The sequence below is a fragment of the Isoptericola sp. NPDC060257 genome, assembly GCF_042726645.1.
Taxonomy (GTDB): Bacteria; Actinomycetota; Actinomycetes; order Actinomycetales; family Cellulomonadaceae; genus Isoptericola; species Isoptericola nanjingensis.
In genome coordinates, this window is sequence record NZ_JBHXAW010000015.1 from 1 (window position 1) to 14,911 (window position 14,911).

Sequence of the window (14,911 nt, forward strand, 5' to 3'; positions counted from 1 at the left end):
CCTCCCACATCACCCGCAGGAACTCCCGGACGGTCATCGGCCCCCTACCTCCCCCTGTGTCCCCGGCACCCCGGCCGCCACGGCCTCCTGCGCCACCACGGCCTGCAGCCGGGCGACGAACGCGTCCCTGGAGAACCCCTTCACGTGCACGCCGATGGCCTCCTGGTCCCAGGAGCGGGCGAGCGCGGCCTCGATCCCCTCGGCGACCGGCGTGGCGTCCGGGCCGTCCACGTACAGCCCGGTCACGCCGTCGACCACGGTGTCCAGGTACCCGCCCGTGCCGAGCGTCACCGCCGGGACCCCGAACGCCGCCGCCTCCAGCGGCGTGAGCCCGTAGTCCTCGTACGACGTGGCCACCAGCAGCGACGCGTGGCCGTACAGCCAGCGCAGCTGCGCGTCGTCGACCTTGCCCACGAAATGCACCCGCTCGTCCGCGAGACGCTCGAGCCGCTCGCGGTCGGGGCCGTCCCCGACGACGACGAGGGGCAGGCGGAGCCGCCGCGCGGCCGCGACGACGACGTCGACGTTCTTGTACGGCAGCAGCCGGGCCACGCAGAGCAGGTATCCGGGGGCGATCCCCGGCATCGGCGTCACGGGACCCTCCGGCTCCATCGCGGGCGGGGGAGCCACGACCTCGGCGTCGATGCCGTAGGCCTCGCGCACGGCGCGCCGGGCGACGGTCGAGACGGCCAGGTAGACGTCGGCGCGGGCGGCGGCCGCCGTGTCGGACGCGCGCAGCCCGGGGCCGAGCAGGTCGAGCGCGGCGCCGGCGAGGCCGGTGCGCCACCGCTCCTTCCAGGCCCGGCCGGAAGCCCCGGAGAGGTACCGGTCGCGCTGGTAGAGCCAGCGGGCGGGCGCGTAGCAGTACACGACGGTGCGTCGCGCTCCGCGGTAGCGGTGCGCCCACCCGCTGGAGCTGGCGAGCAGCACGTCGGCCTCGACGGGCTGGCTCTCGACCGCGCCGCGGAGCAGCGGCAGCGCCAGGCGGTGGTGGCGCCGCAGCGCGCCGACACGGTCCAGCCGCGACGGGCGCACGTCCACGTCCGCGAACTCGGGGAACGTCCCGTCGGGGTGGTACAGCGTCGTGTAGAGCGGCGCCGACGGGAAGGCCCGGGCCATCGTCAGCGCTACCCGCTCGGCGCCCCCGCGCTGCGTCAGGTAGTCGTGCGCCAGTGCCACCGTCGGGCCCATGGTTCCTCCTCGTGCGGACGGTCGGGACCGCCCGTCGAGCGTAAGGAGACCGGGGCACGGAAAGGACCCCGTGGCGGCCTTTCCACCCGGGTGAAGAGCCCGGTCAGGCCAGGGTCCGCACGGAGTCAGACCTTCGTGTGGAACTTCCCCTGCGCGGCGAGGAGCCCCTCGGCGAGGACCATCTCCACGGCGTCGGCGGCGTCGTCGACGAGGATGGGCAGGTCCTTGCGCTCGGTGGCGGAGAAGTCCTTGAGCACGTGGTCGGCGGTGTCCGTGCGGCCCGGGGGGCGGCCGACGCCGACGCGGACGCGGACGTAGTCCTTGGTGCCGAGGGCCTTGGTGATGTCGCGCAGGCCGTTGTGCCCGCCCTCGCCGCCGCCGGACTTCAGCTTGATGGTGTCGAACGGGATGTCGACCTCGTCGTGCACGACGACGACCTGGGCCGGGTCGACGCCGTAGTACTTCACGAGCCCGGCGACGGGCCCGCCCGAGGTGTTCATGTACGTGGAGGGCTTGGCCAGCACCACGCGGGGGCCGGGGCGCCCGCCGGGCAGGACGCCGAGTCGCGTCTCCGCGACGGCCGCCTGGGCGCGGGCGTGCCGCGAGAACCGCGCGCCGGTGCGCTCGGCGAGCAGGTCGAGCACCATCTGCCCGACGTTGTGCCGGTTGCCCGCGTACTTCGGGCCGGGGTTGCCCAGCCCGACCACGAGCCACGGGGTCTCGGTCATCGACGTTCTCTCTCCAGGGTTCGGCGGCGGGTGCGCGGGTCACAGGGCGTGGACGCGCGAAGGGCGCCCGGAACCGCACGGTACCGGGCGCCCTGGGCGTGAGGTGGTGTCAGCCCTCGGTGGACTCGGCGGCCTCGGTGGTCTCCTCGGCGGCGGCCTCGCCCTCCTCGGCCTCCTCGCCCTCGGCGGCGGCCTCGGCGCGCGGCTCGGCGATCTGGACGACGGCGGCCTCGGGGTCGGTGAGCAGCGTGGCGCCCTTCGGCAGCTCGACCTCGCCGGCGGTGACGTGCTGGCCGGCCTCGAGGCCCTCGATGGAGACGTCGACCGACTCGGGCAGGTGGGTGGCCTCGGCCTCGACCGACAGGGTCTGGGCCTCGACGAAGTGGATGGTGCCCGGGGCCGACTCGCCCACGACGTTCACCGTGACGTCGACGGCGATCTTCTCGCCGCGGCGCACGATCAGGAAGTCGATGTGCTCGATGGTGCTGTTCACCGGCGTGCGCTGCACGTCCTTGGCGACGGCGAGCTCGGTCTTGCCGTCCAGCTCGATCGAGAACAGGGCGTTGCTGTGACGCATCGCCAGCATCGTCTGGTGGCCCGGGAGGGTGATGTGCAGCGGGTCCGCGCCGTGCCCGTACAGGACGGCGGGGATCTTGTTCTCGCGACGGATGCGGCGGGCGGCGCCCTTGCCGAACTCGGTGCGGGCCTCGGCGGCGAGCTTGATGTCGGACACGTGGATCACTCCTGGGATGTCTGTGCGTGCCGACGGCCAGAGGGAGCCGTCGGCTGTCCACGAGGGTGTGGTCCCCGCGAACTGCGGTTGCGTCGGCGTGGGACACGTGACGGACGCGATCGAGAGCGCGCCGTGGGAGCACCCGCAGAACGCGGTGCACCGACAGCCGCCCAGTCGATCACGGAAATCCGACGGATCCTGCGCTGAGGGTGGCGGCCGGGTCGCAGGTGCGTGACCTGTACGACCTGGGTGACCGGCGCCCGTCAGACGTCCCTCGCCGAGGCAACCGGACGAGTATAGCCCCCTCGGGGCAGGGCGTGTCAGGCCCGGGCTCAGGGCTGGGCGTGCTCGCCCGTGCGCTCCCGGGCCCGTGACGCGCCGCGGGGGCGGTAGACCACCTGCGCCTGGAAGACGAACCGCACGACGAACGCGACGAGGATGAGCACCGCCTGCACCAGCTCGGGATGCGGCACGGCGCGCTCGACGATCCACCACAGCAGCAGCGTGCGGACCGCGGCCTCCGTCCCGTTGAAGGCGAAGGACCGCACGAAACGGCCCCAGAAGCCGTGCGCGCCGTCGCGCAGGTCGGCGAAGACGAACCGCTCCTGCAGCAGGAAGTTGATGACGATCGTCACGACGTTGGCCCAGACGACGGCGGGCAGGTAGTGCACCCCGAGCCCCTGGAGCCCCGCGAGGATCGCGAGGTTCAGGACCGCGCCGAGCGCGCCGATCAGCGCGAACGGGGACAGCCGCCCGAACCGCAGCAGCGTGAGCTGCTCCACGTACCGCAGCCCGTTGGCGACGGTGGCCTTGGACCGGCCCGCGAACCGCTCCCCGAAGACGAACGGCTCCTCGACCACGACGAGCCGCTGCCGGGCGAGGATCTCGAGCAGGATCTTGAAGCCGCGCGGGCGGAGCCCTGCCAGGTCGACGGCACCGGGGCGGACGACGAAGAACCCGGTCATCGGGTCGGAGACGTCGCGCAGCTTCACGGGGAACATGGACCGGGCCAGCAGCCCGGACGCCTTGGAGACCCAGCGGCGGTACCGCCCGTCGAGGCCGCCGGCGTCGCCGCGGCCGGTGTACCGCGAGGCGACGACGACGTCGGCGCCGGTCTCGCGCGCGGTGGTGAGCAGCACGGGCACCATCTCGGGCGGGTGCTGCAGGTCGCCGTCCATCACGACGACGCGCTCGCCGGTCGCGGCGCGCAGGCCGGCGACGACGGCGCCCGAGAGCCCGCCGTCGGGCACCTCGCGGTGGATCATGCGCACGGGCAGCGCGGCGGTGGCGGCGACGCGCTCGATGACGGCGGGGGTGTCGTCCTTCGAGTCGTCGACGAACAGGATCTCGGCGCCGCCGGGCGCGACACGACGGCCCTCGCCGTCGGGGCCGAGCACGGCGGAGAGACGACGGACCAGCTCGGCGACGTTCGGTCCCTCGTTGTAGGTGGGGACCACCACGGTCACGTCCACCGTCTCACCGTGCCTCCCTCGGGGACGCCGCGGCCCGGGACGGCGCGCGCCCCGGGCCTCCGGCGTCGCTCAGGCGTTGCCGTCGAACAGGCTCGTCACGGAGCCGTCGTCGAAGACCTCGCGGATGGCGCGGGCCACGAGCGGGGCGACGGACAGCACGGTGAGCTTCTCGAACCGCTTGTCGGCCGTGATCGGCAGCGTGTCGGTGACGACGACCTCGGCGGCGCCGCACTCCTGCAGGCGCTGCGCGGCGGGGTCGGACAGCACGCCGTGCGTGGCGGCCACGGTGACGGAGCGGGCGCCCGCGTCCATGACCACCTTGACGGCCTCGGCGATCGTGCCGCCGGTGTCGATGAGGTCGTCGACGAGCACGCAGTCGCGCCCCTCGACCTCGCCGACCACGCGGTTGGCGACGGCCTGGTTGGGGCGGGTGACGTCGCGCGTCTTGTGGACGAAGGCCAGCGGGCAGCCGCCCAGCTTGGCGGCCCACTGCTCGGCGACGCGGATGCGGCCGGCGTCGGGCGAGACGACGGCGGCGTTGGACACGTCCACGCGGGTGCGCACGTAGTCGACCAGCACGGGCATGGCCCACAGGTGGTCGACCGGGCCGTCGAAGAAGCCCTGGATCTGCGGCGTGTGCAGGTCGATGCTGAGGATGCGGTCCGCGCCCGCCGTCCTGAGCATGTCGGCGACGAGGCGGGCCGAGATGGGCTCGCGGCCTCGGCTCTTCTTGTCCTGGCGCGCGTACGCGTAGAACGGCGCCACGGCGGTGATCGAGCGCGCGGAGCCGCGCTTGGCCGCGTCGACCATGAGCAGCTGCTCCATGAGCCACTGGTTCACCGGGGCGGTGTGGCTCTGCAGCAGGAAGATGTCCGAGCCGCGCACGGACTCGCTGAACCGCACGTACGTCTCGCTGTTCGCGAAGTCGTACGCGGACACGGGCAGCAGCTCGATGCCGAGCTCCTTCGCCACGGCCTCCGCGAGCTCCGGGTGCGCCCGACCGGTGGCGAGGACGAGCGTGCGCTCACCGGTGCCGGGGATGAAGTTGTTCATCGCTGCGTGCTTCCTTCGGTCGGGTCGGAACTGTCGGCGGGGGGCACCACCGGGATGGCGCCGGTGAGGGCATTGTGCGCGGCGAGCTGACGCTGCGCCTGGGCACCGAGCTGCCCGCCCGAGCCCTCGGCGCGGGCGCGGGCGGCCGCCTCGGCCGCCGGCGAGCCCGACCAGCGGCGCTCCACCCAGTCGTCGACGTTGCGCTGCTGGGCGCGGGCGACGCCGAGCGCGCCCGCCGGCACGTCCTTGACGATGACGGAGCCCGCGGCCGTGTACGCGCCGTCGCCCACGGTCACGGGAGCGACGAACATGTTGTCGGCGCCCGTCTTCGCGTAGGAGCCGATCACGGTGCGGTGCTTCTTCTGGCCGTCGTAGTTCACCGTGACCGACGCGGCGCCGATGTTGGTGTGCTCGCCGATCGTCGCGTCGCCGACGTAGGACAGGTGCGGCACCTTCGAGCCCTCGCCGATCTGCGCGTTCTTCGTCTCGACGAAGGTGCCGATCTTGCCCTTCGTGCCCAGCTCGGTGCCCGGGCGCAGGTACGCGAACGGGCCGACGGACGCGTTCTCCCCGATGACCGACAGCGAGCCGTGCGTGCGCACGACGGTCGCGCCGGGGCCCACCTCGACGTCGGTCAGCGTGGTGTCCGGGCCGATCGTCGCGCCGGACTCCACCTTGGTGGCGCCGTGCAGCTGCGTGCCGGGCAGCAGCGTGACGTCGGGGGCGAGCTCGACGTCGACGTCCACCCAGGTGGTCGCCGGGTCGACGACGGTGACGCCGGCCTGCATCCACTCCGTGAGCACGCGGCGGTTGAGCTCGGCGCCCAGGGTCGCGAGCGCCACGCGGTCGTTGACGCCCTCGACGAGCATCGGGTCGTCGCTGAGCACGGCGCGCACGGCACCGCCCTCGGCCCGCGCGGAGGCGACGACGTCGGTGAGGTAGACCTCGCCCTGCGCGTTGTCGCGGTCCAGGCCGCCGAGCCCGCGGCGCAGCACCGCGGCGTCGAAGACGTAGACGGAGCTGTTGATCTCGCGGATCGCGCGCTGCTCGGGCGTCGCGTCCTTGTGCTCGACGATCGCCAGCACGTCACCCGTGCCCGCCTCGCGCACGATGCGGCCGTAGCCGGTGGCGTCCGCGACCTCGGTCGTGAGGATCGTGACGGCGTTGCCGTCCTCGTGGTGCGCGGCGAGCAGCTGGCCCAGCGTGGCGCCGTCGAGGAGGGGGATGTCGCCGGCGAGGACGACGACGGCGCCGTCCAGCCCGTCGCCCAGCGGGTGGTCGCCGCCGTTGGCGTGGTCGGCGTGCAGCTCGTCGTCGACGGCGTCGTCGTGCACGAGCTGCGCGGCACGCCCGGCGTGCGCGCGGGCGTCGAGCGCGTCGAGCGCGCACTGCACGGCGCGGCCGGTGCCGGGGATCTCGTCCTGGTCGACGACGAGGGCCGCGGCGTCGATCTGCGCCGCGGCGGCGGCCACGAGGTCGCGCTCGTGGCGGACGACGACCGCCACCTGCTGCGGGTCGAGCTCGCGGGCCGCGGTCATCGCGTGGCCGAGCATGCTCCGCCCGCCCAGGGCGTGCAGCACCTTCGGCGTCGCGGACCTCATCCGCGTCCCCTGCCCCGCGGCGAGGACGACGACGGCCGCCGGACTGGGGTGGGAGGGTGCTGCGCCGGTCGAACCTGCGGCGTCCGGTCCTGTCGAGACCACGAGTGCTCCGTCTCTTCTCGGGTGTGCTCTGTCGATGGTGCCGAGCTCCGCCCCCAGGACTCGAACCTGGACCAAAGGCACCAAAAACCTCTGTGCTGCCGATTACACCAAGGCGGATCGGGCCCCCGGGCCGGGTTCACGCCCCAGCAGGCGCGGCACCGTCGGGCGTCCGTCCTCAGTCTGCCAGGTCCGCACCACCGCCCCGGCACGCGTCCGGCCCCTCGGCGCCCCCGGGCGCCGTGGCACGCGCCACACCCGGCACGCGCCGGACGCCGCGCGGCAGCGTCGCGGCGAACTCGAAGCCGTCGGGCACTGCGACAAGGCCAGGGCCGTGTGCGGCGCGGCCGACATCGGGTCCGTCGTCGACGGCGCCTCCTGGGCGTCGCGCTGACGCCGTACCGGCTCGCCGACCTGCTGGCCTGGCGGTACCCGGTGATGGTGCTGCTGTCCGCCGTCGTGCCGGCGTTCCCGCCCGCCGCCGCCGCGTGGCCCGTGCCGACGGCGCGCACCGTCCTCGCGTCCCGGCGGCACGCCCAGGCACAATGACCCCATGCCCACCGACCCCCGCGCGTCCAAGCGTCCGCCGCGCGCCCGGATGACGGCGAGCCAGCGGCGCGAGCAGCTGCTCGAGGTCGGCCGCGGCCTGTTCGCCGAGAAGGGCTTCGACGGCACCAGCGTCGAGGAGATCGCGGCGCGGGCCGAGGTCTCCAAGCCGGTGGTCTACGAGCACTTCGGCGGCAAGGAGGGCGTCTACGCCGTCGTCGTCGACCGCGAGGTACGCGCCCTGACGTCCGCGCTGACCGGCGCGCTCGAGGAGGGCGGCCACCCGAAGGTGCTGGTGGAGCGCACGGCGCTGGCCCTGCTCGGCTACATCGAGGCGTCGGAGGACGGCTTCCGCATCCTGGTGCGCGACTCCCCCGTCGCCCAGGCCACGGGCACGTTCTCCAGCCTCATCGGCGACGTCGCCACCCTGGTGGAGCACATCCTCGGCGACCAGTTCAAGGCGAACGGCCTCGACCGCAAGGCCGCGCCGCTCTACGCGCAGATGCTCGTCGGCATGGTCGCCCTCACCGGGCAGTACTGGCTCGACGCCCGCAGCCCCGACAAGGCCGAGGTCGCCGCGCACCTGACCAACCTCGCCTGGAACGGGCTGTCCGGGATGGTGAAGAAGCCGGAGCTCACGAAGTCCCGCTGATCCTCCCGCCCGCATCGAGCGTCAGGCGGGGTCGACGAGGTGGTCGAGCAGCCGGTCCACGACCGCGAGCGCCGTCTCGCCCGTGACGTGCCCGGCGAGGATCCCCTGGGTCAGCCCGGCGGCCGACGCGAGCACCAGCTCGGCGTCGAGCCGGGCCCTGTCCCCCGGGCCCGCGCCGTCGCCGCGTTCTCGCCACAGCTGCGCCGCGACGAGGTCGACGAGCGCCCGCGGGGCGCCGCGCAGCTCCTCCGGGGTGACGGCCTCGTTCGTCAGGGCGGCGGCGTGGAACGCGGCGAGGACGACGGCGTCCGCGCGGCGGTCGTCGTCGAGCGGCAGCAGCGCGGCGAGCACGGCGCGCAGGACGGCGCGCGGCGGGGGCGGCTCGGGCCCGGGGCCCGCACCGGGCGCGTCGCCGCCGAACCGGCCGGCCGAGCTCTCGATCACCGCGCGGTGCGTCGCGACGAGCAGCCCGTGCTTGTGGCCGAAGTAGTACTGCACGAGCCGTACGGAGACCCCCGCCTCGGCGGCGACGGCCTGGAACGTGGCCGCCTCGAGCCCGTCGCGCGCGATGACGCGGCGGCACGCGTCGGTGATCTGGCGGCGTCGCTCGTCATGGTCCACCCGTCGCGGCACGTCTCTCCCTGTCGTCGGTGCTGTCGGTGCTGGCCGACGCCTGGTCGGCCCGGGGTGATGATACGTGCGTACCACGTTGATGGTACGGTCATACCATCAACCGCGCACCAGGAGGTCCGATGCCGTCGACAGGCCGATTCACCAGCGAGGCCGCTCGCACCGCGTACGGGGCGGCGTACCGCGACCTCGAGGCCCGCTGGCCGCTGCCGTCCGACGACGTCCGGGTCGAGACCGCCTACGGCCCCACCCACGTGCGCCGGTCCGGCACCGGGCCCCGCACTCCCCTCGTGCTGCTGCACGGGCTGAACGGCGCGGGCCTCAGCTGGCACGGCGTCGTGCGCACCCTCGCCGCGGACCGCGTCGTCTACGCGCCCGACGTCGTCGGCACCGCCGGACGCAGCGAGCAGACCGCGCCGCTGACCTCGCCCGACGACTACGCCGCGTGGGGCGCCCAGCTCCTCGAGGGCCTCGGCCTGGAGCGCGCGCACGTCCTCGGCTACTCCGAGGGCGCGTGGTTCGCCGCGCTGCTGGCGTCCGGGGCGACCGGTGCCACCCGCCGCGTGGGAGCGCTCGTCCTCGGGGAGGGCATCACCGCGCTGGTGAAGCCCGACCGGAAGGTGGTCTCGCGCATGGTCCGCGCCGCGGCCCTCCCGACGGCGCGCAACCTCGCCCGCCTCGACGAGTGGCTGACGCCGGGCGTGACGCTCGCCGACGAGGACCGCGCCCTCGCCCGCGCGGCGATGCGCTACCGCCGCCGGACGCCGTGGCCGAGCCCCCTGCCCGACGACCGGCTCCGCGCGATCGCCGCCCCCACCCTGGCGTTCTTCGGCGCGGGCACGAGGCTCGGCGACCCGGTCGCCGCGGGCCGCCGCGTCACCGAGCTGGTGCGCGACTCCCGCGTCGAGCTGGTGCCGGGCGGCGGGCACGGCGTCCTGTGGCAGCTCCCCGACCAGGTGCTCCCGCTGGTCGACGGCTTCCTGCGCGCCCACGACGACGCCTGACCGACGAGCTGTCAGGACCAGAGCCCCGTATCCGTGGCCCTGGTCCTGACAGGTCACTTGCCGTCGAGGTAGCCGTTCGCGTCGATGACGTACTTCGTCGCGGCGCCGGCGTCGAACTCGGCGTACCCCTGCGGGGCCTGGTCGAGGGTGATCGCCTTCGCGTTGACGTTCTTCGCGATCTGCACCCGGTCGTGCAGGATCGCCTGCATCAGCCCGCGGTGGTATTTCATCACCGGGCACTGTCCGGTGGTGAACGCGAGCGACTTGGCCCATCCCGTGCCCAGGCTGAGCGAGAGCGAACCCTTCTGCGCGGCCTCGTCGATGCCGCCCGGGTCGCCGGTCACGTACAGGCCGGGGATGCCCAGCGCCCCGCCCGCGGCCGTGAGGTCCATGAGCGAGTTGAGCACGGTGGCCGGGGCCTCGTGGTCCGAGTCCGACCCGTGCCCCTTGGCCTCGAAGCCGACGGCGTCGATCCCGCAGTCCACCTCGGGCACGCCGAGGAGCTGCTCGATCTGCTCGACCGGGCCACCCTTCGTGAGGTCGACGGTCTCGCAGCCGAACGAGCGCGCCTGCGCCAGCCGGTCGGCGTTCATGTCGCCGACGATCACGACGGCGGCACCCAGCAGCAGCGCCCCCGTGGCGGCGGCGAGCCCCACCGGCCCGGCCCCCGCGACGTACACGGTGGAGCCGACCTCCACGCCCGCGGTCACCGCCCCGTGGAACCCCGTCGGGAAGATGTCGGACAGCATCGTCAGGTCCATGATCTTCTCGAGCGCCTGGTCCTTGTCCGGGAACCTGAGGACGTTCCAGTCGGCGTACGGCACCAGCACATAGTTGGCCTGCCCGCCGACCCAGCCGCCCATGTCGACGTACCCGTACGCGCTGCCCGGGCGGTCGGGGTTCACGTTGAGGCAGATGCCGGTCTTGCGCTCCTTGCAGTTCTTGCAGCGTCCGCACGCGATGTTGAACGGCACGGAGACCAGGTCGCCCACCGTGACGAACTCGACGTCCCGGCCCACCTCGACGACCTCGCCGGTGATCTCGTGGCCCAGCACGAGGTCCTTCGGCGCCGTCGTGCGCCCGCGGACCATGTGCTGGTCCGACCCGCAGATGTTCGTCGCGACGGTCTTCAGGATCACGCCGTGCGGCACCTGCCGGCCGACGTTCGCCGGGTTCACCCCGGGCCCGTCCTTGAGCTCGAACGTCGGGTAGTCGATGTCGATGACGTCGACCTCGCCCGGCCCCTTGTACGCGACCGCGCGGTTCGTGTCTGCCATGGTGCTCCTCCTTGAACACGTCCGGCCCGGTCTGAGCCGGTCCCCCGACCGTAGGCGCGTCGAGCGTCCCCGGCAGGTCGAGCGCGGGCCGCGGTCGACGGGCTGCCGTTGTGCCCGGCGCGGGGGTCTGCTAGGCCTGCGGGTATGACCCGCGTCACCGTCCGACGCCGCGTCAGGCGCGTCACCATCGGCGGCCGCACCGCGCGCCGCGAGGACCTGCTCGCCGGCGAGGAGCCGCTGGAGGTCCGCGTCGGAGGGCGCTCCTACGCGGTGACGATGCGCACCCCGGGGCACGACGTCGAGCTCGCGACCGGCTTCCTCGTCTCGGAGGGCGTCGTGACCGACGGCGCGCAGGTCGCCGGCGCGCGCTACTGCGCGCCCGGCCCGGCGGCCCCGGGCGAGAACCCCTACAACGTGCTCGACGTCGCGCTGGCCGCGGGCGTCACCCCGCCCGACCCCGGGCTCGCCCGGGAGTTCTTCACCTCCAGCGCCTGCGGCCTGTGCGGCAAGTCGTCGATCGACGCGGTGTTCACCCGCAGCGCCTTCGACGTCGCGGGCGACCCGGTCCGAGTGGACGCGGCCCTGCTGGCCGCCCTGCCCGACCGGCTGCGCGCCGCGCAGGACGTCTTCGCCCGCACGGGCGGGCTGCACGCGGCGGGGCTGTTCGACGCCGTGACCGGCGAGGCCCTGGTCGTGCGCGAGGACGTCGGCCGGCACAACGCGGTCGACAAGGTGGTCGGCTGGGCCGCCGCGGCCGGTCGGCTGCCGCTGCGCGGCACGGTGCTCGTGGTGTCCGGGCGGGCGAGCTTCGAGCTCACGCAGAAGGCCGTCATGGCCGGGGTGCCGGTGCTCGCCGCCGTCTCGGCGCCGTCGTCGCTCGCCGCGGAGCTCGCGGACTCCGCCGGGCTGACGCTCGTCGGCTTCGTGCGCGACCCGACGCTCGTCGTCTACGCCGGCGAGCACCGCGTCGTCGAGCAGGCCGTCGAGAAGGCCGTCGAGCAGGCAGTCGAGCACGCCGTCGAGCAGGACGGTGCGCGCCAGGGCCGCGGGCACCGCGACCGGAGAGGGGACGCCGCATGACCACGCAGCAGCCGGGGGAGGTCCGGGGCGAGGGCGAGCCGCTGGAGCCGCAGCCCGCGGAGGTCCGCCCGCCGAAGGACTGGGCCGCCGGGGTGCCCGGCATCGTGCACGCGCTGGTCCCGGCGCTGCGCGACATGGGCCCCACGCGGACGGCGCGCCTGCTGCTGTCGATGAACCACCGCGAGGGCTTCGACTGCATGAGCTGCGCCTGGCCGGACCCGGACCGCCGCAAGCCCGCCGAGTTCTGCGAGAACGGCGCGAAGGCGGTCACGTGGGAGGCGACGCCGCTCGTCGTCGAGCCGTCGTTCTGGGCCGAGCACCCGGTCTCGGACCTGCTCACCCGCACGGAGCACTGGCTGGGCCAGCAGGGGCGGCTGGTCGAGCCGGTGCACAAGGCCGCCGGGTCCGACCACTACGTGCCCGTCTCCTGGGACGAGGCGTTCGCGATCGTCGCGGACCGGCTGAACGCGCTCGACTCCCCCGACCAGGCGTCGTTCTACACCAGCGGGCGCACGTCCAACGAGGCCGCGTTCGTCTACCAGCTGTTCGTGCGTGCCTTCGGGACCAACAACCTGCCCGACTGCTCCAACATGTGCCACGAGTCCACGGGCGCCGCGCTGGGCGAGACGATCGGCGTCGGGAAGGCGACGATCACCTACGACGACTTCGCCCGGTCCGACCTCATCGTGATCATGGGGCAGAACCCCGGCACGAACCACCCGCGCATGCTCACCGCGCTGGAGGAGGCCAAGGAGAACGGGGCGAGCATCGTCGCCGTGAACCCGCTGCCCGAGGCCGGCCTGAAGCGGTACAAGAACCCGCAGACCGTGCGCGGGCTGGCGGGACGGGGCACCGGGCTGGCCGACCAGTTCCTCCAGATCCGGCTCGGCGGCGACATGGCCCTGCTGCAGGCGGTGTCGAAGCGGGTGCTCGACGCCGAGGCCGCCGCCCCCGGCACGGTGCTCGACCACGAGTTCCTCGCCGCGCACACCTCGGGCCTCGAGGCGCTCACCGCGCACCTCGCCGACCTCGACGAGGACGCCGTCCTCGCCGCCACGGGCCTCACCAGCGCCGAGATCGACGAGCTCGCCGAGCGGTACCTCCGCGCCGAGCGAGTCATCGTGACCTGGGCGATGGGCCTGACGCAGCACACCAAGGCGGTGCCGACCATCAAGGAGATCGTCAACCTGCTGCTCCTTCGCGGGAACATCGGCCGGCCCGGCGCGGGGGCCTCCCCCATCCGCGGCCACTCCAACGTGCAGGGCGACCGCACGATGGGCATCTGGGAGCAGATGCCGGACAGCTTCCTCGACGCGCTCGACGCCGAGTTCGGCATCTCGTCCCCCCGTGAGCACGGCCTCGACGCCGTCGGCACGGTGGAGGCGATGGCGGCCGGACGTGTGAAGGCGCTCGTCGCCCTCGGCGGGAACCTGGTCGGGGCGATCTCCGACACCGGCGCCGCGGAGGCGGCGGTCCGCCACGCCGACCTCACCGTCCAGATCTCGACGAAGCTCAACCGGTCCCACGCCGTCGTCGGCCGGGAGGCGCTCATCCTCCCCACCCTGGGGCGCACCGACGTCGACCGGCAGGCGTCGGGCGAGCAGTTCGTGTCGGTGGAGGACACGGTCTGCGCGGTGCACGCCTCGCGCGGCAAGGTCGAGCCGGTCGCGCCGGGCGTGCTGTCGGAGGTCTCGATCGTCACGCGGCTGGCGCGCGCCGTCCTCGGCGCCCGCCCCGGCGGGCAGGGCTCGCCGGACCGCCCCGTGGACTGGGCGGCGATGGAGCGCGACTACGACGTGATCCGCGAGCGCATCGCCCGCGTCGTACCGGGCTGCGAGAACTACAACGCCCAGCTGCGGCGGCCGAACGGCTTCCGCCTGCCGCACGGCCCGCGCGACTCGCGCACCTTCCCCACCGACGACGGCCGCGCCCACCTGACCGTCAACGAGCTCGCGGCCGTCGAGTGCCCGCCCGGGCGCCTGCTGCTGCAGACCATCCGCTCGCACGACCAGTTCAACACCACGATCTACCGCCGCGACGACCGCTACCGCGGCATCAAGGGCGGGCGCTCCGTCGTGCTGGTCAACCCCGACGACCTCGCGGAGCTGGGGATCGCGGACGGCACCACCGTCGACGTGCACGGCGAGTACCACGACGGCGTCGACCGCGTGCTTCGCGGGCAACGCGTCGTCGCCTACCCGACGGCGCGCGGGTGCGCCGCGGCCTACTTCCCGGAGGCGAACGTCCTCGTCCCGCTGGGCGCGACGGCCGAGACGAGCCGGACGCCCGTGTCCAAGGCCGTCGTCGTCCGGCTCGAGCCCGCCTGACGCCGAGGTAGTACCCACCGTGCCGAGGTAGTACCGGCCCTGCCGAGGTGGTTCAGGCCTCCTGCGCGCGAGCCTCGACGAGGGCCTCCGCGAGCGCGCCGAGGGCCGGCAGCGCGCGGAGCGCGGCGTCGCGCACGTCGTCCGGCACGGCTCCGAGTCGGCGGTCCCAGAACGCCTTGATGCGCGCGAGGTGCTCGTCGGCCAGCGGGGTCGCGACCAGCCGGACGGTGCGCCGGTCGCCGTCGGCGTGCTCGCGCAGCACGAGCCCGCGCGCCTCGAGCGCGCGCAGGGCGGTGCTGACGTTGCTGCGGGCGAGCCCCGTCGCGACGGCGATGCGCGACGGCGTCGGACGCGACGTGCGGTGGATCTCGCGGATCACGGCCACCTCCGTCCCGGTGAGCGGCACGATGTCGCGCAGCTCCGGGGAGCGGACGTCCAGGTGGCGGGCCAGCTCGACGAGGACGTCGGCGAGGTCGGCCAGGCCGGGCGTGACGATCGTCTCGTCGGGCATGGCCCGA

The 14,911-nt window shown here is 74.1% G+C and carries 14 protein-coding genes and 1 tRNA gene; 5 read left to right on the forward strand and 10 right to left on the reverse strand.

From position 1 onward, the window contains the following. Positions 1-33: 33 nt before the first annotated feature. The 7 genes from ACFWEK_RS02525 to ACFWEK_RS02555 form a co-directional block, all read right to left on the reverse strand. The gene (locus ACFWEK_RS02525) at positions 34-1,191 is read right to left on the reverse strand and encodes a glycosyltransferase (RefSeq protein ID WP_430547275.1); all 1,158 of its coding nucleotides are present in this window, start codon (positions 1,189-1,191) and stop codon (positions 34-36) included. Positions 1,192-1,316: 125 nt separating this feature from the next. Beyond that, positions 1,317-1,919, reverse strand: a complete 603-nt coding sequence (gene pth / locus ACFWEK_RS02530; RefSeq protein WP_430547274.1) for an aminoacyl-tRNA hydrolase — start codon at positions 1,917-1,919, stop codon at positions 1,317-1,319. A 109-nt stretch (positions 1,920-2,028) separates the two neighbouring features. Then, positions 2,029-2,652, reverse strand: a complete 624-nt coding sequence (locus ACFWEK_RS02535) for a 50S ribosomal protein L25/general stress protein Ctc (protein WP_430547273.1) — start codon at positions 2,650-2,652, stop codon at positions 2,029-2,031. 332 nt (positions 2,653-2,984) lie between these two features. Continuing rightward, entirely contained in the window at positions 2,985-4,124 is a 1,140-nt protein-coding gene (locus ACFWEK_RS02540; RefSeq protein WP_430552980.1) for a glycosyltransferase, read from the reverse strand. A 69-nt stretch (positions 4,125-4,193) separates the two neighbouring features. Beyond that, entirely contained in the window at positions 4,194-5,177 is a 984-nt protein-coding gene (locus ACFWEK_RS02545) for a ribose-phosphate diphosphokinase (protein WP_429764461.1), read from the reverse strand. Beyond that, positions 5,174-6,778: a bifunctional UDP-N-acetylglucosamine diphosphorylase/glucosamine-1-phosphate N-acetyltransferase GlmU gene (gene glmU, locus ACFWEK_RS02550; protein WP_430552981.1), complete on the reverse strand. Its 1,605-nt coding sequence runs from the start codon at positions 6,776-6,778 to the stop codon at positions 5,174-5,176. The genes ACFWEK_RS02545 and glmU overlap by 4 nt, the downstream gene beginning before the upstream one ends. Before the next feature lie 147 nt (positions 6,779-6,925). Then, positions 6,926-6,997, reverse strand: a tRNA-Gln gene (locus ACFWEK_RS02555). Between the two features lie 216 nt (positions 6,998-7,213). Here ACFWEK_RS02555 and ACFWEK_RS02560 point away from each other — a divergent pair. Together ACFWEK_RS02560 and ACFWEK_RS02565 are read left to right on the forward strand one after the other, a co-directional pair. After that, positions 7,214-7,426, forward strand: a complete 213-nt coding sequence (locus tag ACFWEK_RS02560) for a hypothetical protein (RefSeq protein WP_430552982.1) — start codon at positions 7,214-7,216, stop codon at positions 7,424-7,426. A gap of 49 nt (positions 7,427-7,475) precedes the next feature. Beyond that, on the forward strand, positions 7,476-8,075 hold the full coding sequence (locus ACFWEK_RS02565; protein ID WP_430547317.1) for a TetR/AcrR family transcriptional regulator: 600 nt from the start codon (positions 7,476-7,478) through the stop codon (positions 8,073-8,075). Positions 8,076-8,096: 21 nt separating this feature from the next. Here ACFWEK_RS02565 and ACFWEK_RS02570 read toward each other — a convergent pair whose 3' ends face one another. Further along, complete coding sequence (locus tag ACFWEK_RS02570) at positions 8,097-8,708, reverse strand: TetR/AcrR family transcriptional regulator (protein ID WP_430552983.1); 612 nt, start codon at positions 8,706-8,708, stop codon at positions 8,097-8,099. A gap of 119 nt (positions 8,709-8,827) precedes the next feature. Here ACFWEK_RS02570 and ACFWEK_RS02575 point away from each other — a divergent pair, with 119 nt between their 5' ends. Further along, positions 8,828-9,709 carry an alpha/beta fold hydrolase gene (locus ACFWEK_RS02575; RefSeq protein WP_430552984.1) on the forward strand — a complete coding sequence of 294 codons (882 nt, stop codon included), beginning with the start codon at positions 8,828-8,830 and terminating at the stop codon, positions 9,707-9,709. 53 nt (positions 9,710-9,762) lie between these two features. On the opposite strand, the gene fdhA is transcribed toward ACFWEK_RS02575, so the two are convergent. Beyond that, positions 9,763-10,986 (reverse strand): formaldehyde dehydrogenase, glutathione-independent, encoded by a 1,224-nt coding sequence (gene fdhA, locus ACFWEK_RS02580; RefSeq protein WP_430552985.1) that lies wholly within the window; start codon positions 10,984-10,986, stop codon positions 9,763-9,765. Positions 10,987-11,130: 144 nt separating this feature from the next. Between fdhA and fdhD the strand changes: the two genes are divergently transcribed. Together fdhD and ACFWEK_RS02590 are read left to right on the forward strand one after the other, a co-directional pair. Next, positions 11,131-12,066, forward strand: a complete 936-nt coding sequence (gene fdhD / locus ACFWEK_RS02585; RefSeq protein WP_430552986.1) for a formate dehydrogenase accessory sulfurtransferase FdhD — start codon at positions 11,131-11,133, stop codon at positions 12,064-12,066. Next, complete coding sequence (locus ACFWEK_RS02590) at positions 12,063-14,393, forward strand: FdhF/YdeP family oxidoreductase (protein WP_430552987.1); 2,331 nt, start codon at positions 12,063-12,065, stop codon at positions 14,391-14,393. The genes fdhD and ACFWEK_RS02590 overlap by 4 nt, the downstream gene beginning before the upstream one ends. A gap of 52 nt (positions 14,394-14,445) precedes the next feature. Here the strand turns inward: ACFWEK_RS02590 and ACFWEK_RS02595 are convergent, their stop codons facing one another. Then, a complete protein-coding gene (locus tag ACFWEK_RS02595) occupies positions 14,446-14,904 on the reverse strand; it encodes a MarR family winged helix-turn-helix transcriptional regulator (RefSeq protein ID WP_430547265.1) in 459 nt (152 codons plus the stop codon). Positions 14,905-14,911: the final 7 nt, after the last annotated feature.

Bases quoted from the DNA above. Each gene is read 5' to 3' on its own strand.
- pth (WP_430547274.1), bottom strand. From the start codon at position 1,919: ATGACCGAGACCCCGTGGCTCGTGGTCGGGCTGGGCAACCCCGGCCCG.
- fdhA (WP_430552985.1), bottom strand. From the start codon at position 10,986: ATGGCAGACACGAACCGCGCGGTCGCGTACAAGGGGCCGGGCGAGGTC.
- ACFWEK_RS02545 (WP_429764461.1), bottom strand. From the start codon at position 5,177: ATGAACAACTTCATCCCCGGCACCGGTGAGCGCACGCTCGTCCTCGCC.
- ACFWEK_RS02575 (WP_430552984.1), top strand. From the start codon at position 8,828: ATGCCGTCGACAGGCCGATTCACCAGCGAGGCCGCTCGCACCGCGTAC.
- ACFWEK_RS02590 (WP_430552987.1), top strand. From the start codon at position 12,063: ATGACCACGCAGCAGCCGGGGGAGGTCCGGGGCGAGGGCGAGCCGCTG.
- ACFWEK_RS02525 (WP_430547275.1), bottom strand. From the start codon at position 1,191: ATGGGCCCGACGGTGGCACTGGCGCACGACTACCTGACGCAGCGCGGG.
- ACFWEK_RS02595 (WP_430547265.1), bottom strand. From the start codon at position 14,904: ATGCCCGACGAGACGATCGTCACGCCCGGCCTGGCCGACCTCGCCGAC.
- fdhD (WP_430552986.1), top strand. From the start codon at position 11,131: ATGACCCGCGTCACCGTCCGACGCCGCGTCAGGCGCGTCACCATCGGC.
- glmU (WP_430552981.1), bottom strand. From the start codon at position 6,778: ATGAGGTCCGCGACGCCGAAGGTGCTGCACGCCCTGGGCGGGCGGAGC.
- ACFWEK_RS02565 (WP_430547317.1), top strand. From the start codon at position 7,476: ATGACGGCGAGCCAGCGGCGCGAGCAGCTGCTCGAGGTCGGCCGCGGC.